Below are 17,159 nucleotides of genomic sequence, written 5' to 3'. Positions count from 1 at the left end.
GACTATTCGAATATTTTCTTGATTTCTTCAATTCCTGCAATTAATTTGTCAACTTCTTCCATCGTATTGTATAAGTAATAAGAAGCTCTAACCGTTCCTGAAATACCCAACTTTCGGTGAAGTGGATGGGTACAATGCTCTCCCGCCCGAGTAGCAATACCGTAGTCATCAAGGATGGATGCAATATCATGTGCGTGGGGAACTTCTAAATTAAATGATACCAATCCACCCCTCTCTTCACCAATAGGGGGGCCATATATTTCTGCGCCTTCAAATTCTAAAAGCGATTTCATCGTATATTCTGATAGTTCATTATCATGGCGCCAAATTTTATCTAGGCCAATTTTTTCTAAATAATCTGCGGCCCGAGCAAGAGCAATCCCTTGACAAATTGGTGGGGTTCCCGCTTCAAATTTCCATGGAAGGTCATTCCACGAAGACGAGTCAAATGTGACTTTTCGAATCATTTCGCCACCGTACATAAATGGTTCCATCACCCCTAGTATTTCTTCTTTCCCATAAAGACAACCAATTCCTGTTGGTCCTGCCATTTTATGGCCCGAAAAAGCATAAAAATCAACATCTAATTCTTTAACATCAATTGGCATACTAGGTGCCGCTTGGGCACCATCGGCTAGTACTAAACCCCCATTTTCATGTACCATTTTTGATAGTTCTTTTACTGGATTCACCGTTCCAAGAACATTAGATACGTGGACTAATGACATCATCCTGACATCCTTGTCAATTATCTCTTTTGCATGTTCCATATCTAGTTTTCCCGAATCATCAATTTTGATATATTTCACGGTAGCTCCCGTTCTCTTCCCAATCTGTTGCCACGTTACTAGAGAAGCATGATGTTCCATTTCTGTCAGTATTATTACATCACCCTCCTCAAGCTCTCTCAATCCCCACGATTGAGCCACTAAGTTAATAGATTCAGTAGTACTTTTTGTAAAAATCATTTCCTCACGGTCAGATCCTCCTACAAACTCAACCATTTTATCATGGGCTTCCTCATATGCATCAGTCGCATCCATGCTCAATTTGTGCGTGCCTCTATGTATATTAGAATTAATTTTCTTGTAGTATTCTTCTATGCATTCGCACACTATATTCGGTGTGTGTGAAGTCGCAGCACTATCAAGGTATACTAGTGGAACTCCTTCTCTAACTTCCACATCTAGTATTGGAAAATCCCTCCTTATCTTTTCTGTATCTAGTATGTTTGACCCTGACATATCTCGTATTGGCAATTTAACCCGAAGTGATAATTAACCTTCGGTCCTGACTATATTTTACCTATAGTCATTTTCATAAACGCACAAATTGCGCGTGCTGAACTTCCCCAACTTTCAGAACGTGATCTTCACTAATTATCCCCGTTTCTATCGCTACTCTGACCGATTCCTTCCCCATAATATTTGCTATGCTAGCGTTTTTTAAACTTTCTTTGATAGTTTCTTCTTCAGCCTCTTCCCCCAAATAAAATGATTCTGTAACTGTCAATGAAATTTTACCTTCTTTGAAAGTTTTCCCTATCACCTCTCCATCACACAACGAAACCAACAATCCTTGATCTGTCATTCTCTCTTTTAGAATCATTTTTTTATCTTTCATCTTATTTCTCCATCAACTCAATAACTTCGCTAATCTTTTGTCCCTCTTCATAATCTCCAAGAGCATCACACGAACGAAGTTTTTCTTGGAGTACATTTATACTACGATACCCTAGTCCAATTGCATTATCTAGACAATATAACGCTTGATCAAAAAGTCCCCTTTCGTTCAAGAAAAATCCCTTATTGTACCACGCTTCTGCAAATCTATCATCCACTTCAATAGCTCTTTCAACGTGTTCTAGTGCCTCTTCATCCTTCCCAAATTCCCACAATGCAAACGCAAGGTTATTTTCTGCAGTCGCGATGTGTTTCCCCTTTTCATCAGTTATTATCGCCTCTCTAAATGATCCTATGGCTTCATCCCACTCTTCTAACCCTGAGTGCGCAACACCCTTATTCACCCATGCTTCTTGAAGGGATTCGTTATCTTCTGTAAACCAAATAACACGCGAAAATGAATCAATTGCTTGTTCAAATCGATCTATCATCATGTATGATAATCCAATTTCCATCAAATCATCCACTTCGACTAGATCTTTCGGTATTGTGGATTCATCTAGCAGGTCTGGCAATACATGAGAATCAACAGGATCTATATATCTAGGATCTATGTCTACTGTCAAGACTCTGGGATCTAAATCAAACCCCTCATATGGGTTCTCATTTCCACGTTCTTCTTTCCAACTTTTGTCTTCTTCTTGTCCGACCATATTTATACTATGTTTGGCCCTAAGTTAAGCCCTACGACCTCCATTTTCACTATACCTCTCTCCCCTGCGAACCTCTCCTCTATAATTTGGCTTGAACATTTCCTGATAAAACAGAAAGGATAGCGTTTTAATAGACTAAGCAATAGATACACCCCATCCATGGTCAAGAAATCTAAAGCGAAGAAAAAAAGGTTAGCCAAGCTTGACCGTCAGAATAGTCGAGTTCCTGTTTGGGTTATCTTAAAAACTAATCGAGGAACCATCAGAAATACAAAACGACGCCATTGGCGCCTTAGTAATACAGACGAATGAGCTCAAGTAACTTCGATGAACGAGTCGTTACGATCCCCCTGCGTGGCGTAACTGCCGTTCCATCCTACAAACGTGCAGATAAAGCTATATCTCTAATCCGACAGCATCTAGCAAAACATTTTAAGGTCTCCCTCGATGAAATAAGACTCGACCCCTCGATCAACAAGATCGTTTGGGCACGTGGCCAAAAGCACCCTCCTCCCAACATACGCGTCCGTGCAGCTTTGTTTGAAGAAGATGGGCTAAGTGTAGTCGAGGCAGAATATGCAGCTTAGCCGTGTTTCAGACTAATATATCTAGTGCCTCTTGCGTAGGTGTGTTTCTCACAGTAACAGATGACTATCTTTTCATCATGCCAAATATAGATGAAGATCTAATAGATGGCCTCTGCTCCGAATTAAGAGTCGATGCTATTGAAACAACCATAGGTGGATCTATCACAACAGGTGCACTTCTCTGTGGTAATAATTCCGGCCTACTCACAAGTTCTCAGCTAACTGCATCCGAGAGGAAAAACATAACTTCTGAAACAGATTTACCACTCAAAGAACTCCCCGGCGATATCAATGCTGTTGGAAATATTGTATTGGCAAACGACCAAGGGGCTTGTGCCCATGGAAATCTGAGTGATAAAGCTGTGTCCACAATAGAACAGACCCTCGATGTCCCTGTAATTCGCTGTACCATTGCGGGAATTCCCACTGTAGGAACTGCGGCTGTGGCTACCAATAATGGTGTACTTTGCCCCCCTCTCACTTCTGACAGTGAACTCAACCAGTTACAAAAACACTTTGGAACTCCAGTCGATGTCGGATCTATCAATTATGGTGGTCCCTTGATTGGATCCGGTCTAGTTGCCAATATTCATGGATACGTCTCAGGAGGAAATACCACCGGACCCGAGCTAGGCCGAATTGAAGAGACACTTGGTTTTCTCTCAGATTAATTGATCTAAAAAAATAATCATAAATATTTTACTACTCAAGGGCATATCCAACTCGAATATGTCTTTGGGAGCCGATATGTATCGACAGCAAATTCTAGATCATTATAAATATCCACGCAATTATGGGAAATTAGACGATCCAACATTCACTCACACTGGCGAAAATATATCCTGTGGGGATGAATATACATTCGATGTCAAATTAGACGAAGAAAAAACCACTATTATCGCCATAGCATTTAGAGGGGAAGGGTGTGCAATAAGCAAAGCTGCAGCTAGCATGCTTTCTGAAGTTGTCATAGGAAAAACAATTGATGAAATTTATGAATTGGATCGCGATGATATCCTAGAATTATTGGGAGTAGAAGTAACTCCCATGCGTATCAAATGCGCAGTATTGGCGGAGAAAATAATCCAAGATGGGGTGCGGTTATATAAGGCAGAATAGTATACTATGTTCGAAAGCCTGAAGTCTTCTCTCAAACGTTTCAAAAAAGAAATAAAATCCACGTTCGAGGATTCTCCCCCTGAATCGGATGTACTCCCTGCAAGTGATACCAAAGAAGAAACGCCATCCGAAACCATTAGTCTCAAAGATAAAGCTTCTTCTTTGGCACAAGGGAAGGCCATTTTTGATCAGAAAGGTCTCTCATCTCCTCTCCACGATCTTGAGCTATCCCTCCTGTCTTCCGACGTAGAGATAAGTGTAGTAGATGCGATAATTGATGCGGTCCGAAAAGATCTAGTTGGAACTACTAGAAAAATAACAACGGGAATAGACAATGTCGTGGAGGAAACTTTGAAAAAAGCACTACTTTCAGTGTTGGACGAAAGCACATTTGATTTTAAATCATTTTTATCTTCCAACCCCCCTCCTGTGGTGATAATTTTTGTCGGTGTAAATGGGGTTGGGAAAACTACCACTTTAGCCAAATTTGCCCATTTTCTCGATTCTATGGGATATTCTACCGTCTTAGCAAACGGAGACACCTATCGCGCGGGAGCAAATGAGCAATTAAATGTTCACTCAGAAGCCCTAGGAAAGAAACTCATCACACATCAACAGGGCGGGGATCCCACCGCAGTTCTTTACGACGCTGTAGAATATGCAAAAGCACATGGGATGGATGTAGTCTTATGCGATACTGCAGGGAGACTTCACACAAATAAAGACCTCATGTCTCAGTTAGAGAAAATCAACCGTGTAGTTTCCCCCGACCTAACTATTTTTGTCGACGAAGCAATAGCCGGACAAGATGCCATCAATCGAGCACGTGATTTCAACGAAATGGCACCCATCAATGGGGTCATTTTAACAAAAACTGATGCAGATACTTCCGGAGGGGCAGCAATCTCAATCGCCCATGCTATTAAAAAACCAATACTTTTCCTCGGATCTGGCCAAGAATATGAAGATTTAGAGCCTTTCAATTCGATCACCTTTGTCGATAATTTACTAAATTGAATCTTCATATATGTGGTAGTTCTTGTAATGGCGTTTTAGAGTAAATGATTTATTTTTCGCAACCCATCTATCTATCATGACCACTCAATTCGAGGAGTTATTATCCTTCCTGACACCTCGGCATGAAAATGCTGCTTTAAAAACATATCAAAATACCACTGCTATCGCCTGCCCATCCTGCGACAACCCTTTCCACAACCTCTTAATTTGTAAAAAAGATCTGACTAGTCTCAACCTAGACGAGCCTATGAACCTTTGTATCACTACAACTCCTAGTGGGTCTCCCATGATTTTCACACATAAACAATAATCTCGATTTTCCTGTATATTTTTCACACTGATAATGATTTAAAGTTCTGACATCTACCATTACTGATGGTACTTGGCGATCTCGGAAATTCCCTACGAGCATCTCTCGATAAACTTCGAGGAAAATCACGTATTTCTCAAGAGGAATTAAGTGAAGTTATCAAAGATATCCAAAGAGCTCTTCTAGGGGCAGATGTTGACGTCGAACTAGTCATGTCTCTTTCCAACTCCATTCGGGAACGAGCTAGTGACCAGGAGCCACCCCCTGGAGCATCTGCAAGTGATCACGTTCTCAAAATAGTATATGAAGAGCTTGTTAATCTAATCGGAGATAGCTCTGATATTCCACTTAGTTCTCAAAAAATACTATTAGTTGGATTGCAGGGATCTGGAAAAACGACAACAGCGGCAAAACTAGCTCGTTGGTTCTCTACAAAAGGACTTTCTTCTTCGATAATTCAAACAGATACCTTCCGTCCTGGTGCATATGATCAAACAAAACAAATGGCAGAAAAAGCCGAGGTACTATTCTACGGCGACTCTAGTTCCAAAGACCCATTCGAAATACTTCAGTCTGGGATGGAAGCCACGCAACACACTGATATTCAAATCATCGATACAGCAGGGAGGCACGCCCTCGAAGATGATCTTATCACCGAGTTACAAAAAATAGAATCCATCGTCAAGCCCGATAGATCCCTTCTAATACTTGATGCTGCCCTTGGTCAAGGGGCAAAAGACCAAGCAAAACTCTTCCACAAAGCAATAGGAATTGATGGCGTTATCATAACAAAATTTGATGGTACTGCAAAAGGTGGAGGGGCACTTACTGCAATCCACGAAACAAATACTTCTATCGCTTTCATAGGCGCTGGAGAAACTATCCAAGATATAGACCGATTTGAACCAAATGGATTCATTTCTCGATTACTTGGTATGGGTGATCTAAGACAACTTACAGAGAGACTCGAGCGCGCCATGCAAGAATTTGCAGATGAAGACGAAGATTGGGACCCCATGTCACTGCTAAAAGGCCCATTCACCCTTCTCGATATGCGCCGACAAATGCGCGCCATGAATAAAATGGGCCCATTGGACCAAATTCTTGATTTAATGCCTAGCCTCGGAAAGGGTTCTCTGAACAAAATTTCCACTGAGGCAGTTGATTTGACGAAAGATAAAATGGTAACCTATGATATAATCATGAACTCCATGACACCTTCTGAATTAAAAAATCCTCGCACCATAGGTGCTAGTAGAATAGAACGCATTTCTCGAGGCTCTGGCACAAGCGAAGACGAAGTTAGAGAGCTACTTTCTCAACATAGAAATATGGAAAAGGGAATCAAACAAATGCAAGGACTTGGACAAGGTGATTTAAAACGTCTTATGAAACGGATGCAGAAAGGAGGGGGAATGGACCATCTAGACTTATTCAGATAATTCCATTTTTACATTCAAATCGCAATACGGTGCCGTTTTAACATTCCCCACCCCTTCTTGGATAATATGTTAGAAGGAGATGACCCACATGAACCTCCGGAAACTCACCACTCAAGCCTATTTTGAGGGTCTTCCTGCTCTCGTTCTAAGTAGTCTTGGTGGGATCATCGCAGGATTGATTCTTGGAGGTATGAAAGCAGAGTTGCAGGCAATCCCTGGACTACTAGTATTGGTCCCTGCCCTTCTAGCAATAAGGGGGAATGTCTATGGGTCTCTTGGAGCACGAATTTCAACAGGACTCCACCAGGGCCTCATAGAACCAAAAATTTCTTTTTCAGATCATAGAATCAAAGCTGTAGTTTTTGCATCATTTATCAATGCGTTATCTGCAGCAGCGATCGGGGCAATTTTCGCCTACTTTTTACTCACTTTCCTATTCGAACCAGTCGCACCTCTAGGCATTTTGCTTTCAATAGCATTGATAGCAGGAATATTCTCTGGAGTCGTGCTTATAACTGCTGTCATATCTGTTATTTTCACTGCCTACCGAAATGGACTGAATCCTGATACTATTGTAGGACCTCTGGTTGCAACTATAGGTGACATCTTTGGACTCTCATTTCTACTCCTCGCAGTCCGAATAATTATGGGGGGTGGCTGATATGACATGGTCTATGCGATCTATCACTAAAACAATGTTACCTGTTTTAGCAGTCCTTACTTCTATAGAGATCGCCATGGGACTAGTTTTGTCCTCTTTTGAGTCCACTCTCTTCCAATATCCTTCATTATTGGTTTTGGTCCCTGTTATCATAGGAACTGCCGGAAGCCTTGGCAGTACCCTCTCTGCTAGACTTTCTACAGCATTCCATCTAGGGCTTCTGGAATTCAAATTTAGTAACTATCACTTAACTGGAAATATCCTTTCTACCATGGCCCTATCTATCACCATTTTCCCTCTCATTGGCGCGATAACCTGGGTAGTCTCAACCATAGTTTTTGAACCTCTATTAGGGCTATTCCAAATAGTTTTAATCACCACTTTCAGTGGCATACTAATTTCCATTTTCACGGCCATAATTGCTTTAATTACAACTTACTCTTCATACCTACTCCGCCTAGATCCCGACGATGTTGTCATCCCCACTGTGACCAACCTTTGCGACGTTTTCGGTATATTTGTACTTTTAACCACTATATTTTTCTTAATATGATTTCACCTAATCAGTTTTGAAATCTCCAAACGCAATTCTTCAATCGTTCCTATATTCTCTATCCCAATCTCTGCACTCTCTATCGCCTCCCCTAAACCAAATCCCAATTCTCTATCGTCCCTTTGTTCTAGCGTTTCTACTTCAGGATTATCTCTCCCCCGTTCTCCAATCCTCTTCAAACGCAATTCAAATGGAGATTCGATTTTCAATAGTTTGAATTTTTTTCCAAATTCCCTTCTAAATGCTTTCGCTTCATCTCCCGATCTTATTCCATCTATTACTGCCCCTTTTCCTTTTCCTATCGCTTCCTGCACTAGAGGAATAGTCAACTTAGCTATTGCATCCCTTCCTAACTCTTCCCGAAGTTTCTTTGCAATTTCCCCGTGGTGGTCTGCTGGTTCCAATCCTCTCTCTAAACATTCCCTTCGAATAACGTCGCCCATCGATATGACTGGTATATCCTTCTCCTGAGCATAATTGGATATCTCTGTTTTCCCACTTCCTGGAAGTCCAACTATTCCAATTATCTCCATAATACTATTTTATTTTGTACGAGCTTAATGTCTCGTACTTACCGACATTGAACCCTGCAATTTTTGTTCCTTGAAAGCACTAGTAAGCATAGGACACGTAGCTCAGCCTGGACAGAGCGTCGGACTTCTATCCTCTTCACGCATAGTGTTGGGGGGAGTCATCCGATGGTCGCGGGTTCAACTCCCGTCGTGTTCGTAATCAATCCGAAAAAGTAATTTGCAAACTAGTCGCTTGAGGCTATTAGATCCTCTACTGATTCTAGCGCTAGATCGAGTTTATCAACCTCTGGTCCTCCACCCTGCGCAAATTCTGCTGAACCTCCTCCTTTTCCTCCTATCATTTCTGCTAAACCATTCAATATTTTCCCTGCATTCAGCTCCCCACCAGTTGGCACTGCCACAACCATTTTTGCCCCACGATCCCCACTGCCCAATACTGCAACCTTTCCTTCCTCTACTATTGCATTCGCAATCTCCCTGAGCTGCTCCATATCTGTGTCAATCCTCTGAATCACCACTATTAAGCCATTTATCTCGATTTCTTTTGCCCCCTCTCCGCCACGATTTTTAGCCACTTCGCGTCTCAAATTATCTATGTATTTTCCTCTTTCTTTCCATTCTTCAAAAAATCGTTGCGTTGTTTTGGGAACCTCTGCAGGAGATATATTCAGCATATCTGCACTTTCTACCAATATGTCCTCTGTCCTTTGTATCTCTACCAACGCAGCATCCCCTGCTGCAAAAATTATTCTCTCAACACCATCCTGAATCCTCTCTGTATTCACTATCTTAATAATCCCTATGTCTCCTGTTCTCTTCACATGTGTCCCTGCGCAAGCTTGCACATCCCCTGCAACATGAATCAATCTGATATCTACCCCTTTCGGTATTCCTCCTTGGTATAAATCAAACCCATGTTGTCGTTCTGCTTCATGCCTGTCAAGCCATTCCTGCTCTATCATCGTGTTCTCAACAATAATTTTATTTGCAATCGCTTCGATATCTCTGATATTTTCTCTACTTAATTTTCGATAATGTTGTATATCTATCCTGGAATTGTCCACTCCTTTCTGAGCCCCTGCCTGACGTATATGTTCGCCTAGCAATTGCCTAGCTGAGTGAACCAGAATATGCGTCGCGGTGTGATGCCGCATCAATCGCTGTCTTCTTCCACTATCAATCTCTCCTCTAACCGCACTTCCAACTTTTATATTCCCATCGACATTGTGAAAAATAATTCCACCCTCTGTCTGCACATCTACCACTCTCACCTTTGCTTTACCACTTGATATATTTCCCAGATCTGAAGGCTGTCCACCCCCTTCAGGGTAAAACAAAGTTTGATCCAAAACCAATTCGAACGATCCATCTTTGTTGTCTATTACTTCCACTACCTTTGCGTCAAAATGAGTTTGAGTTTGATCGTCATAGTACAACCTTTTAGTTTTACGAATATTTTCTTTCACCTTTGATAGTTTCTCTATTTTTGTTTGTTTTTTACTTTGTCTTTTCTCGTGACTTGCGGCAACAAGAGAATAAAAATCATCAGGAATTTCCACCATTGCCCCAACCCCTTCTGCTATCTCCTTCACCATCGCGGGCTGAATCCCATGAGAATCATAAAGTTCAATTAATTTCTCAGTTGGTATCGATTCTCTTGTCTTAGAATAATCTTTCCCGATTTGATCTACTTTTCTAGATCCTCTCTCAAGAGTTTCCCCATATCTTTCAATCTCTGCACATACAATATCCCTAATAACTTCTCGGTTATTGTATCCAATTTTCTCTGCTTGTATATCTATCAACTCTTCCAATCTCATCTCCACACCGATTGAGCTACACAGTCTCTCTGCCCTCCTAATAACCATTCTCGCGAGATATCCCGTTCCAACATTCGATGGAACTATTCCATCCCCTAGCATAAATGCCAATGCTCTACAATGATCTGAAATGGCATATATTGCTTCCATGGGTGCCATCAGTCGTTCTAATTCTTCTCTCGTAACAGACAGCTCTTCTGCAATTTTATCCCTCGCAATCTCAAATGTTTTCGATTTATCTATATCTAGTTCTCCAGCCAACATAGATGCACCATTCAATAGCTTCTTCTCTTCTTCAGTATGTTCTATTCCCACATCTCCAGCGAGCAATTCTATCATTTCCGGATAGATGGCCTCATAAATTGTAGACGTACCTTGGGATACCCACGCCCATCTCTCCAAACCATAACCAGTATCCACGATATACGTTTGCATTGGGGAATATGACTGCCCGTCTTTTAACTCATACTCTCCCTCCGAATCCAGTTTAAGCGACATAAATACCAGTGTAGCCAACTCTAGACCTCTGTATACTACTTCGAAAGCAGGCCCGGCATTTCCACCACCCACCCATGGATCTTCTATGTATACTACTTCCTGTAGATCTGCACCCATTTCCTTTAAAAATTCATCACAATATCTAACCGTCTCATCCTTCCAATAAATTTTCCCACTATATGCCAACTCATCTGGTCCTCCCTCCCGCACATTAAACGCATGATGAGCCAACATCTCAAAAGCTATCGTATGCCGGCCCGTCCGGCCAACATTGTCGATATCTTGCATCCTTATGCACGGCTGACTTATTGTCAATGGATTTGCAGGAGGTGGAACTTCTCCTGAAGTGACGAGAGGTTGGAAATCATATATGGAAGCCTGAGTTAGCAATACATCATCTCTCCATCTGTTAGCTGCAACAGGATATGGATCAATTCTCGTATGATCATTCTCTTCAAAGAATGAGAGGAATTTCTCCCGCATTTCATCTACTGTGTATTTCTTATTAAACCCCGGATTCCCGATAAAACTATACTCTTCACATGGGGATTCCCCACATTTATGCCTAGATTCATTTCTTGTCCAAAAGAATACCCCACAACCTTTGCATTCTCTTCGAAAAAATCCCTCATTTTCAAAATAATCAAGGAAGTATTCTTTCTCCAAATCACTCATTGTGGCCGTATCGTGCCTATCCGAACAAAAGGATTTCGGGCTTGGCCACCTTTCTCTCTACTAACTTTTCATCGATATAGCCGCAAGAAGTGCCTCTAATTGTATTCTCTCACTTGCCCCTTCCGAAATCCTATATTCCGCTTCCCCAATTCTATCAATCATTAGCACTGCATTCTCATTATTCACTTGGAATTCCCACACCGATCGATATATCTGATCTATTATATCGCCTCCCGAAACTCCACCTTCTATCAGCAATATTTCCAATATTTTTCTGGCTTCTATGAAATCTCCGCTTAGTGCTTTTTCTACCATCGAATGTATGTCCTCCGGTCTTGCAGATGCGGCTGTCTTATACACTCCATCTTCTTCAACCTCTTCACCTGTTATTGAAGCAGCCTGAAGTGAATTTATCGCCTTTCTCATGTCCCCTTGGGATACGTATATAATTGCCCCCACTCCCCCCTCTGTAATCGTTATTCCTTCTTCCCCTGCGATTTCTCTCACCTTCTCTGATATGGCTTCATCCGATAATGGTGGAAATCGAAATACTGCACATCTAGATTGAATTGGATCAATGATTCTATTGGAATAATTACATGATAGTATAAACCTAGTATTATGAGAAAATTGTTCCATTGTTCTTCTCAAAGCACTTTGAGCATCTTTGGTTAGTGAATCTGCTTCATCAAGGAATATGATCTTGTAGTCATATTTCCCAAAAGAAGACCGGGCAAAATTCTTTATTCTATTCCTAACAACGTCAATTCCTCTCTCATCAGATGCATTAAGTTCAAGAAAATTTTCCTTCCATTTCTCTCCATATATCTCTTGGGCAATAGCGACAGAGCTCGTCGTTTTACCCACCCCCGCGGGACCCGAAAAAAGTAGGTGCGGTAGGTCTTTTTTCTCAACATAACCTTTTAACCTCGAGGTTATCGCCTCTTGACCAACAATTTGCGATAGTGATCTAGGTCTGTATTTTTCAATCCATATCCCCTCCTTCGCAGGTGAGGTAGTATCATCCATGCTCTCTCGACGTCTTTCCCAATCTTAAACCCCGTGGAAAGTCGATACTCTAAAATCAATCGATATTCTAAAAACTATGTGAAAGCAACACTTTCAATTGTAGGTGGAGACACCCATGAGTTTGATGTTTCCAACCAGACATATGTCGACTTATTACGAGACATAGGCATATCTCCAAATGAAGTTGTAATATTGGTAGATGGGATCCCTATACCTCATGATTCCCCTGTCACTGCTGCTCATTCTAAATTATTAACGGTCCTCAGTGGGGGTTAATTCAGTAAACCTTTGTCCTGCAACTTACATACTGCTCTTGTGGAATACAGTAGATTCAACATCCGAAGTGCCACCATCCCCGATCTACCTTCTGTTATGAATATAATTGATGGATCTATGCTCCAACTAGACTTGAAAATCGTTCAAAGTAGAATCTCTTCTAAAGAAGTTCTAGTAGCAGAGTCCTCCGAAACGATTCTTGGCATTCTCGTATCTACTGGGAATACTATAGAAGTGATTGCCGTTAGATCCAAGCGCCGTGATCAAGGAATTGGATCCGCTCTCGTGAAAACTGCCGCTAAGAACTCAAACAAACCTCTCATCGCCGAATTCGATAAGGAATCTCTGCAATTCTACCAAAAATTAGGATTTTCAATTTCATCTAAAACAGATGGAAGATACCTAGGATCCTATTAATTCATTGATCAACTCTTCCCCCGCCCTCACCAATTCTTCAACCCTGTGCTTGCTATTTCCCTCTGTATATATGCGCATTTTTGGCTCTGTACCACTAGGTCGTAGGAGAATCCATGATCCATCTACTAATAAAATTTTAACCCCATCGATAGCATTAATCTGTTTTATTTTAACCCCTGAAAATTCATCCCCCACGACCTGATGAATTTTATTCAGTACTTCTTTTTTCTTTGATTCTTGGCAAACTATATTTTGCGTTAGATTGTGAACTTCACCATGCCTTTCTAAAATTAAATCCACTCTTTCATCCAATGACCTTTCTACTTCTGCCGAGGCCGCTAACTGAGCAATTAAAATACCATCTTTTTCTCTAACATGTCCTTTCATAGAAAAACCACCCGAGTCTTCTCCCCCAAATAAGGCCGAGTGAGTTTTCATAGCTTGGGCAACCCATTTAAAACCCACTGGAACTTCAACTACTGATTCATCATGGAATTCTGCTATTTTATCAATTAAGTACGTCGTCGAAACCGTTCGAATTGCGGGACCTGTATCTCTTTCAAGTAAATATTCATAAAGCACTGCAAATAACAAATTTCCATCAAGACACCCTCTTCGCGGGGTCACAACCGCCACCCGGTCTGCATCCCCATCATTAGCAATTCCAATATCTCCTTCTCCACTTTGAATAGACCCAACCAGCAACTCTAGATTTTCGGATTTTGGTTCTGGTGGAGTTCCACCGAATGTAGGATCCAAATAATCTCTTATCGATTTAACATTTGCCCCCGATTCTCTAAGGATTTCATCTGTAATCCCCCTTCCACTACCATGCATAGCATCATATACAACCTCCAACCCTTTGAGGTCCGTTCCAACTAGCCCCTTGACATGTTTGACATATGGCCCCATAAAATCTACCACTTCCACCTTTCCTCCTCCTTTCAGCACGCTGTTTGGATTCATTAAATATTTCTCTAGCTCTGTAGTTACTTCTGGAAGGGCCGGAGCTCCGTCTGCCGGTATGAATTTTATCCCATTATATTCTGGTGGATTGTGGGAAGCAGTTATCACAATGGCACCTGCAAGGTCTCTATCCACAACTGTCCACGCAGCCATTGGAGTTGGATAGTCCCTATCTCCGCATATTACATTTTGACCCAATTGAGTCATTTTTTCATATAACCCCTTGACAAAAATTGGAGATGATTCCCTGGCGTCATGCACAATTATTATTGGTTTTTTTTCGAGACCGACAGACCTAACATAAGACACAATCGCTTCCCCTACTAAATTAACTCTCTCTGCTGTAAAAATATCGAGAGTCGCCCTCCACCCATCTGTCCCAAATTTAATTTGTTCCATGTCGTTTCACCTCCGACACCAATTCTATAAAATTATCAAACAGTCGCTTAGTTTCGCTTATTTTATGATATGTAACCTTTGTCGATTTTGCTAATATTTTTTCAATTTTTGCACGAGGAATAAGTGGGCCTTCTTTTTTAGGTGTAGTATCTTCAATAGTCTTCAAATCATATTCTGGATGAAATTGAACAGTCCATATATTCCCTTTATTCCATCCTTGTATTCCATATTCATTTTCTGCAATCAGTAGAGATCCAGGTGGGATCTCAACAACCGCATCACCGTGGGTAGAAAACGAGACAAATGTCTCTGAAATTCCCTCCAAAAGCCTATTTTCCCCTACTCTTTGAATTTCATTATATCCAATTTCAAAGTCACCCATCGATTCTACTTTCCCCCCCAATACCACTGCCATAATTTGGTGGCCAAAACAAACACCAAGATGGGGAATTTCTCTTCTAACCGATTCCTCAAGCCATTCCCTTAAATTTCCAATCCATTCATCTTCCCAATATACAGAAGCACGGGACCCTGTGACAACAATCGCATCAAAATCAAAATTCTGCGGCAAGTCCCCTCTTGTAACATCAAACTCAATAGTTTCTACTCCCATTTCTCTCCTAAAGTTCCTACGGGCATGGCCATCGTTATAAGACGCATCCAAAACGGCTACTTGCAATCTTTCCATTGATCTCTACACCCCAGTAGCTTTCAATAAATTTATCCATTCCCTTTAAGCAATATTTCTAAAATTCAGATATTCTTTTTATGATCTGGGATCAAAACCGCCTTAAACTAGCCATCCATAACCCGGAATATGGTTGATTTAATGGGTATGGCATTAGGCGTCTTTCTTACAGCTGCCTTTGTAGGTCTTCATTTTTCTAGAGGACAACAATGGCAATCCAAAGAAGACATAGCCCCATCTATTTTAGCGCAAAGGGCTTTGGCAATTTCTGAGACGACTTTCCCGGAACCAATGAGTAGGGCCGCAGGTGCCATAGTAATTGGATCCTCTGTTGCCACCGATTCTTCCACTGAAGATATGGGATCGGAAATCGAAGAATCTTCTAAACATCGACCCCAAGACATCCCAGACAGCGACGCTAGAGTATTTAAAATTGAGTATGTAAAAGAAGGACTCACGGTCGAAGTCCGAGAAAACCAAACTTTACTTGAAGCTGGAGAGGAACAGGGGTGGGACATGCCCTACGCCTGCAGAGAAGGTAGTTGCCTCTCTTGTGCAGGTAAAATCACCAACGGTTCTGCAGCGGAGTTGGCCTTCCACGATGATCAAGAAATGATATCTCAAGACGAACTCAATTCTGGATATTGTCTCACTTGTGTCGCTTATCCAGTATCTAACTTGCGCCTCGAAACCGGCGAATCCCCTTAGATCTATCCTCATAGAAACGAGTAATCATCCTTAAGTTCACTTGTCCACAAAGACGACACATGAAAATTGGAGTCATAGGACTCGGTAGAATGGGTGAGTATATGTCCCGTAGATTGCGCAACAATGACCATGAAGTTTGGGGATACCGACGAAATGTCGAAGCAGCCAAGAAGCTCTTCGAAGACGATGCTCTAGATGGTTATGCGAATGATATTGAAACACTGGTAAGCTCGGTTCACGACACAACCGATTCAAAAAGTGTTTTCCTCATGGTTATTCCCGCAGGATCTGTCGACGATACCCTATCTGAACTTCTCCTTCACGTACGTCCTGGGGATATCATCATCGATCATGGAAATAGTAATTTTAAACACAGTCGGGACCGGGGAATCCGCCTAGCGGATCAAAATATTGGCTATATCGATTGCGGCACTTCTGGCGGTGTTTGGGGATTAGATCGTGGGTATTGCCTTATGATAGGAGGGACTGACGAAGACATAAATTATTGTAGACCAATTTTCGATGCTCTTTCACCTGATATAAATTCCATCGATAGAACCCAACCCGATTCTACTATCACCCCTGCAGAGAATGGATGGTTACATTGTGGTCCCTGGGGCGCGGGACATTTTGTTAAAATGGTTCACAATGGTGTCGAATATGGCATTATGCAATCTTATGCCGAGGGATTCAATATACTCAAATCCGCAAATAAAGGAAAAGAATATGTTGGCATTGACGCCGAAACAGCACCCATGGAAGATCCTCAAAATTATCAATACGATCTAGACATCGCAGAAGTAGCAGAATTATGGCGTCGTGGCAGTGTAGTTGGCTCTTGGCTGCTAGATCTCACCGCAGCCGCCCTCCGGGAATCTCCTGGATTGGATACTTATTCTGGAAGAGTTTCAGATAGTGGTGAAGGACGTTGGACTATCAATTCTGCAGTTGATTTAGGGGTCCCCGCCCCTGCCCTTTCAGCTGCTTTGTTTGCTAGATTCAATTCTCAGGGGTCGAGCCCATTCGCCGATAAAATTCTCTCCGCAATGAGATTCATGTTTGGGGGGCACCATGAAAAGAAATAGAAGAGATTTCCCAATTTACTATTCGACGTATTTTTAACAGA

At 41.7% G+C, this 17,159-nt stretch carries 21 protein-coding genes and 1 tRNA gene; 14 read left to right on the top strand and 8 right to left on the bottom strand.

Annotated elements, in window-relative coordinates; all coding sequences use genetic code 11:
• Positions 1-2: 2 nt before the first annotated feature.
• The 3 genes from ACM9H2_RS02985 to ACM9H2_RS02975 all read right to left on the bottom strand — a co-directional run bounded on the left by ACM9H2_RS02985 (position 3) and on the right by ACM9H2_RS02975 (position 2,335).
• Complete coding sequence (locus ACM9H2_RS02985) at positions 3-1,244, bottom strand: aminotransferase class V-fold PLP-dependent enzyme (protein WP_415488038.1); 1,242 nt, start codon at positions 1,242-1,244, stop codon at positions 3-5.
• Between the two features lie 73 nt (positions 1,245-1,317).
• Positions 1,318-1,623, bottom strand: a complete 306-nt coding sequence (locus tag ACM9H2_RS02980; protein WP_415488036.1) for a DUF424 domain-containing protein — start codon at positions 1,621-1,623, stop codon at positions 1,318-1,320.
• Position 1,624: 1 nt separating this feature from the next.
• Positions 1,625-2,335 (bottom strand): tetratricopeptide repeat protein, encoded by a 711-nt coding sequence (locus ACM9H2_RS02975; RefSeq protein ID WP_415488034.1) that lies wholly within the window; start codon positions 2,333-2,335, stop codon positions 1,625-1,627.
• Positions 2,336-2,494: 159 nt separating this feature from the next.
• On the opposite strand from ACM9H2_RS02975, the gene ACM9H2_RS02970 reads away from it, so the two are divergent.
• The 9 genes from ACM9H2_RS02970 to ACM9H2_RS02930 all read left to right on the top strand — a co-directional run bounded on the left by ACM9H2_RS02970 (position 2,495) and on the right by ACM9H2_RS02930 (position 8,024).
• Positions 2,495-2,647 carry a 50S ribosomal protein L39e gene (locus tag ACM9H2_RS02970; protein WP_415488032.1) on the top strand — a complete coding sequence of 51 codons (153 nt, stop codon included), beginning with the start codon at positions 2,495-2,497 and terminating at the stop codon, positions 2,645-2,647.
• Positions 2,644-2,922, top strand: coding sequence for a 50S ribosomal protein L31e (locus tag ACM9H2_RS02965; protein ID WP_415488030.1), 279 nt, complete (start codon positions 2,644-2,646; stop codon positions 2,920-2,922). The genes ACM9H2_RS02970 and ACM9H2_RS02965 overlap by 4 nt, the downstream gene beginning before the upstream one ends.
• 2 nt (positions 2,923-2,924) lie before the next feature.
• Positions 2,925-3,593: a translation initiation factor IF-6 gene (locus tag ACM9H2_RS02960; protein WP_415488028.1), complete on the top strand. Its 669-nt coding sequence runs from the start codon at positions 2,925-2,927 to the stop codon at positions 3,591-3,593.
• Positions 3,594-3,651: 58 nt separating this feature from the next.
• Positions 3,652-4,041: an iron-sulfur cluster assembly scaffold protein gene (locus ACM9H2_RS02955; RefSeq protein ID WP_415488026.1), complete on the top strand. Its 390-nt coding sequence runs from the start codon at positions 3,652-3,654 to the stop codon at positions 4,039-4,041.
• Positions 4,042-4,047: 6 nt separating this feature from the next.
• Positions 4,048-5,058 carry a signal recognition particle-docking protein FtsY gene (ftsY, locus tag ACM9H2_RS02950; protein ID WP_415488024.1) on the top strand — a complete coding sequence of 337 codons (1,011 nt, stop codon included), beginning with the start codon at positions 4,048-4,050 and terminating at the stop codon, positions 5,056-5,058.
• Positions 5,059-5,134: 76 nt separating this feature from the next.
• The gene (locus tag ACM9H2_RS02945) at positions 5,135-5,368 is read left to right on the top strand and encodes a hypothetical protein (RefSeq protein WP_415488022.1); all 234 of its coding nucleotides are present in this window, start codon (positions 5,135-5,137) and stop codon (positions 5,366-5,368) included.
• A 65-nt stretch (positions 5,369-5,433) separates the two neighbouring features.
• Entirely contained in the window at positions 5,434-6,810 is a 1,377-nt protein-coding gene (locus ACM9H2_RS02940; RefSeq protein ID WP_415488020.1) for a signal recognition particle protein Srp54, read from the top strand.
• A gap of 88 nt (positions 6,811-6,898) precedes the next feature.
• Positions 6,899-7,471, top strand: coding sequence for a magnesium transporter (locus ACM9H2_RS02935; RefSeq protein ID WP_415488018.1), 573 nt, complete (start codon positions 6,899-6,901; stop codon positions 7,469-7,471).
• A 1-nt stretch (position 7,472) separates the two neighbouring features.
• Positions 7,473-8,024, top strand: coding sequence for a magnesium transporter (locus tag ACM9H2_RS02930; RefSeq protein WP_415488016.1), 552 nt, complete (start codon positions 7,473-7,475; stop codon positions 8,022-8,024).
• Between the two features lie 2 nt (positions 8,025-8,026).
• Here ACM9H2_RS02930 and ACM9H2_RS02925 read toward each other — a convergent pair whose 3' ends face one another.
• Positions 8,027-8,557 (bottom strand): AAA family ATPase, encoded by a 531-nt coding sequence (locus ACM9H2_RS02925; RefSeq protein ID WP_415488014.1) that lies wholly within the window; start codon positions 8,555-8,557, stop codon positions 8,027-8,029.
• A gap of 91 nt (positions 8,558-8,648) precedes the next feature.
• On the opposite strand from ACM9H2_RS02925, the gene ACM9H2_RS02920 reads away from it, so the two are divergent.
• A tRNA-Arg gene (locus tag ACM9H2_RS02920) sits at positions 8,649-8,753 on the top strand.
• Positions 8,754-8,781: 28 nt separating this feature from the next.
• On the opposite strand, the gene alaS is transcribed toward ACM9H2_RS02920, so the two are convergent.
• Both alaS and ACM9H2_RS02910 read right to left on the bottom strand, forming a co-directional pair.
• Positions 8,782-11,550 carry an alanine--tRNA ligase gene (gene alaS, locus ACM9H2_RS02915; RefSeq protein WP_415488012.1) on the bottom strand — a complete coding sequence of 923 codons (2,769 nt, stop codon included), beginning with the start codon at positions 11,548-11,550 and terminating at the stop codon, positions 8,782-8,784.
• Between the two features lie 60 nt (positions 11,551-11,610).
• A complete protein-coding gene (locus ACM9H2_RS02910; RefSeq protein WP_415488010.1) occupies positions 11,611-12,579 on the bottom strand; it encodes a replication factor C small subunit in 969 nt (322 codons plus the stop codon).
• Positions 12,580-12,657: 78 nt separating this feature from the next.
• On the opposite strand from ACM9H2_RS02910, the gene samp2 reads away from it, so the two are divergent.
• Together samp2 and ACM9H2_RS02900 are read left to right on the top strand one after the other, a co-directional pair.
• Entirely contained in the window at positions 12,658-12,855 is a 198-nt protein-coding gene (gene samp2, locus ACM9H2_RS02905) for a ubiquitin-like small modifier protein SAMP2 (RefSeq protein ID WP_415488008.1), read from the top strand.
• A gap of 39 nt (positions 12,856-12,894) precedes the next feature.
• Positions 12,895-13,272, top strand: coding sequence for a GNAT family N-acetyltransferase (locus ACM9H2_RS02900; RefSeq protein WP_415488006.1), 378 nt, complete (start codon positions 12,895-12,897; stop codon positions 13,270-13,272).
• Here the strand turns inward: ACM9H2_RS02900 and ACM9H2_RS02895 are convergent.
• A complete protein-coding gene (locus tag ACM9H2_RS02895; RefSeq protein ID WP_415488004.1) occupies positions 13,258-14,637 on the bottom strand; it encodes a phosphoglucomutase/phosphomannomutase family protein in 1,380 nt (459 codons plus the stop codon). The genes ACM9H2_RS02900 and ACM9H2_RS02895 overlap by 15 nt on opposite strands.
• A complete protein-coding gene (locus ACM9H2_RS02890; RefSeq protein ID WP_415488002.1) occupies positions 14,624-15,325 on the bottom strand; it encodes a type 1 glutamine amidotransferase in 702 nt (233 codons plus the stop codon). Before ACM9H2_RS02890 ends, ACM9H2_RS02895 begins: the two co-directional genes overlap by 14 nt.
• Before the next feature lie 129 nt (positions 15,326-15,454).
• On the opposite strand from ACM9H2_RS02890, the gene ACM9H2_RS02885 reads away from it, so the two are divergent.
• Both ACM9H2_RS02885 and gnd read left to right on the top strand, forming a co-directional pair.
• A complete protein-coding gene (locus ACM9H2_RS02885; RefSeq protein WP_415488000.1) occupies positions 15,455-16,033 on the top strand; it encodes a 2Fe-2S iron-sulfur cluster-binding protein in 579 nt (192 codons plus the stop codon).
• Between the two features lie 59 nt (positions 16,034-16,092).
• Complete coding sequence (gnd, locus tag ACM9H2_RS02880) at positions 16,093-17,118, top strand: phosphogluconate dehydrogenase (NAD(+)-dependent, decarboxylating) (protein ID WP_415487998.1); 1,026 nt, start codon at positions 16,093-16,095, stop codon at positions 17,116-17,118.
• Positions 17,119-17,159: the final 41 nt, after the last annotated feature.

The sequence above is a fragment of the Candidatus Hikarchaeum yamanae genome, assembly GCF_009889665.1.
GTDB lineage: Archaea > Halobacteriota > Halobacteria > Halobacteriales > Hikarchaeaceae > Hikarchaeum > Hikarchaeum yamanae.
This window is presented reverse-complemented; position numbering and strand designations above follow the sequence as displayed.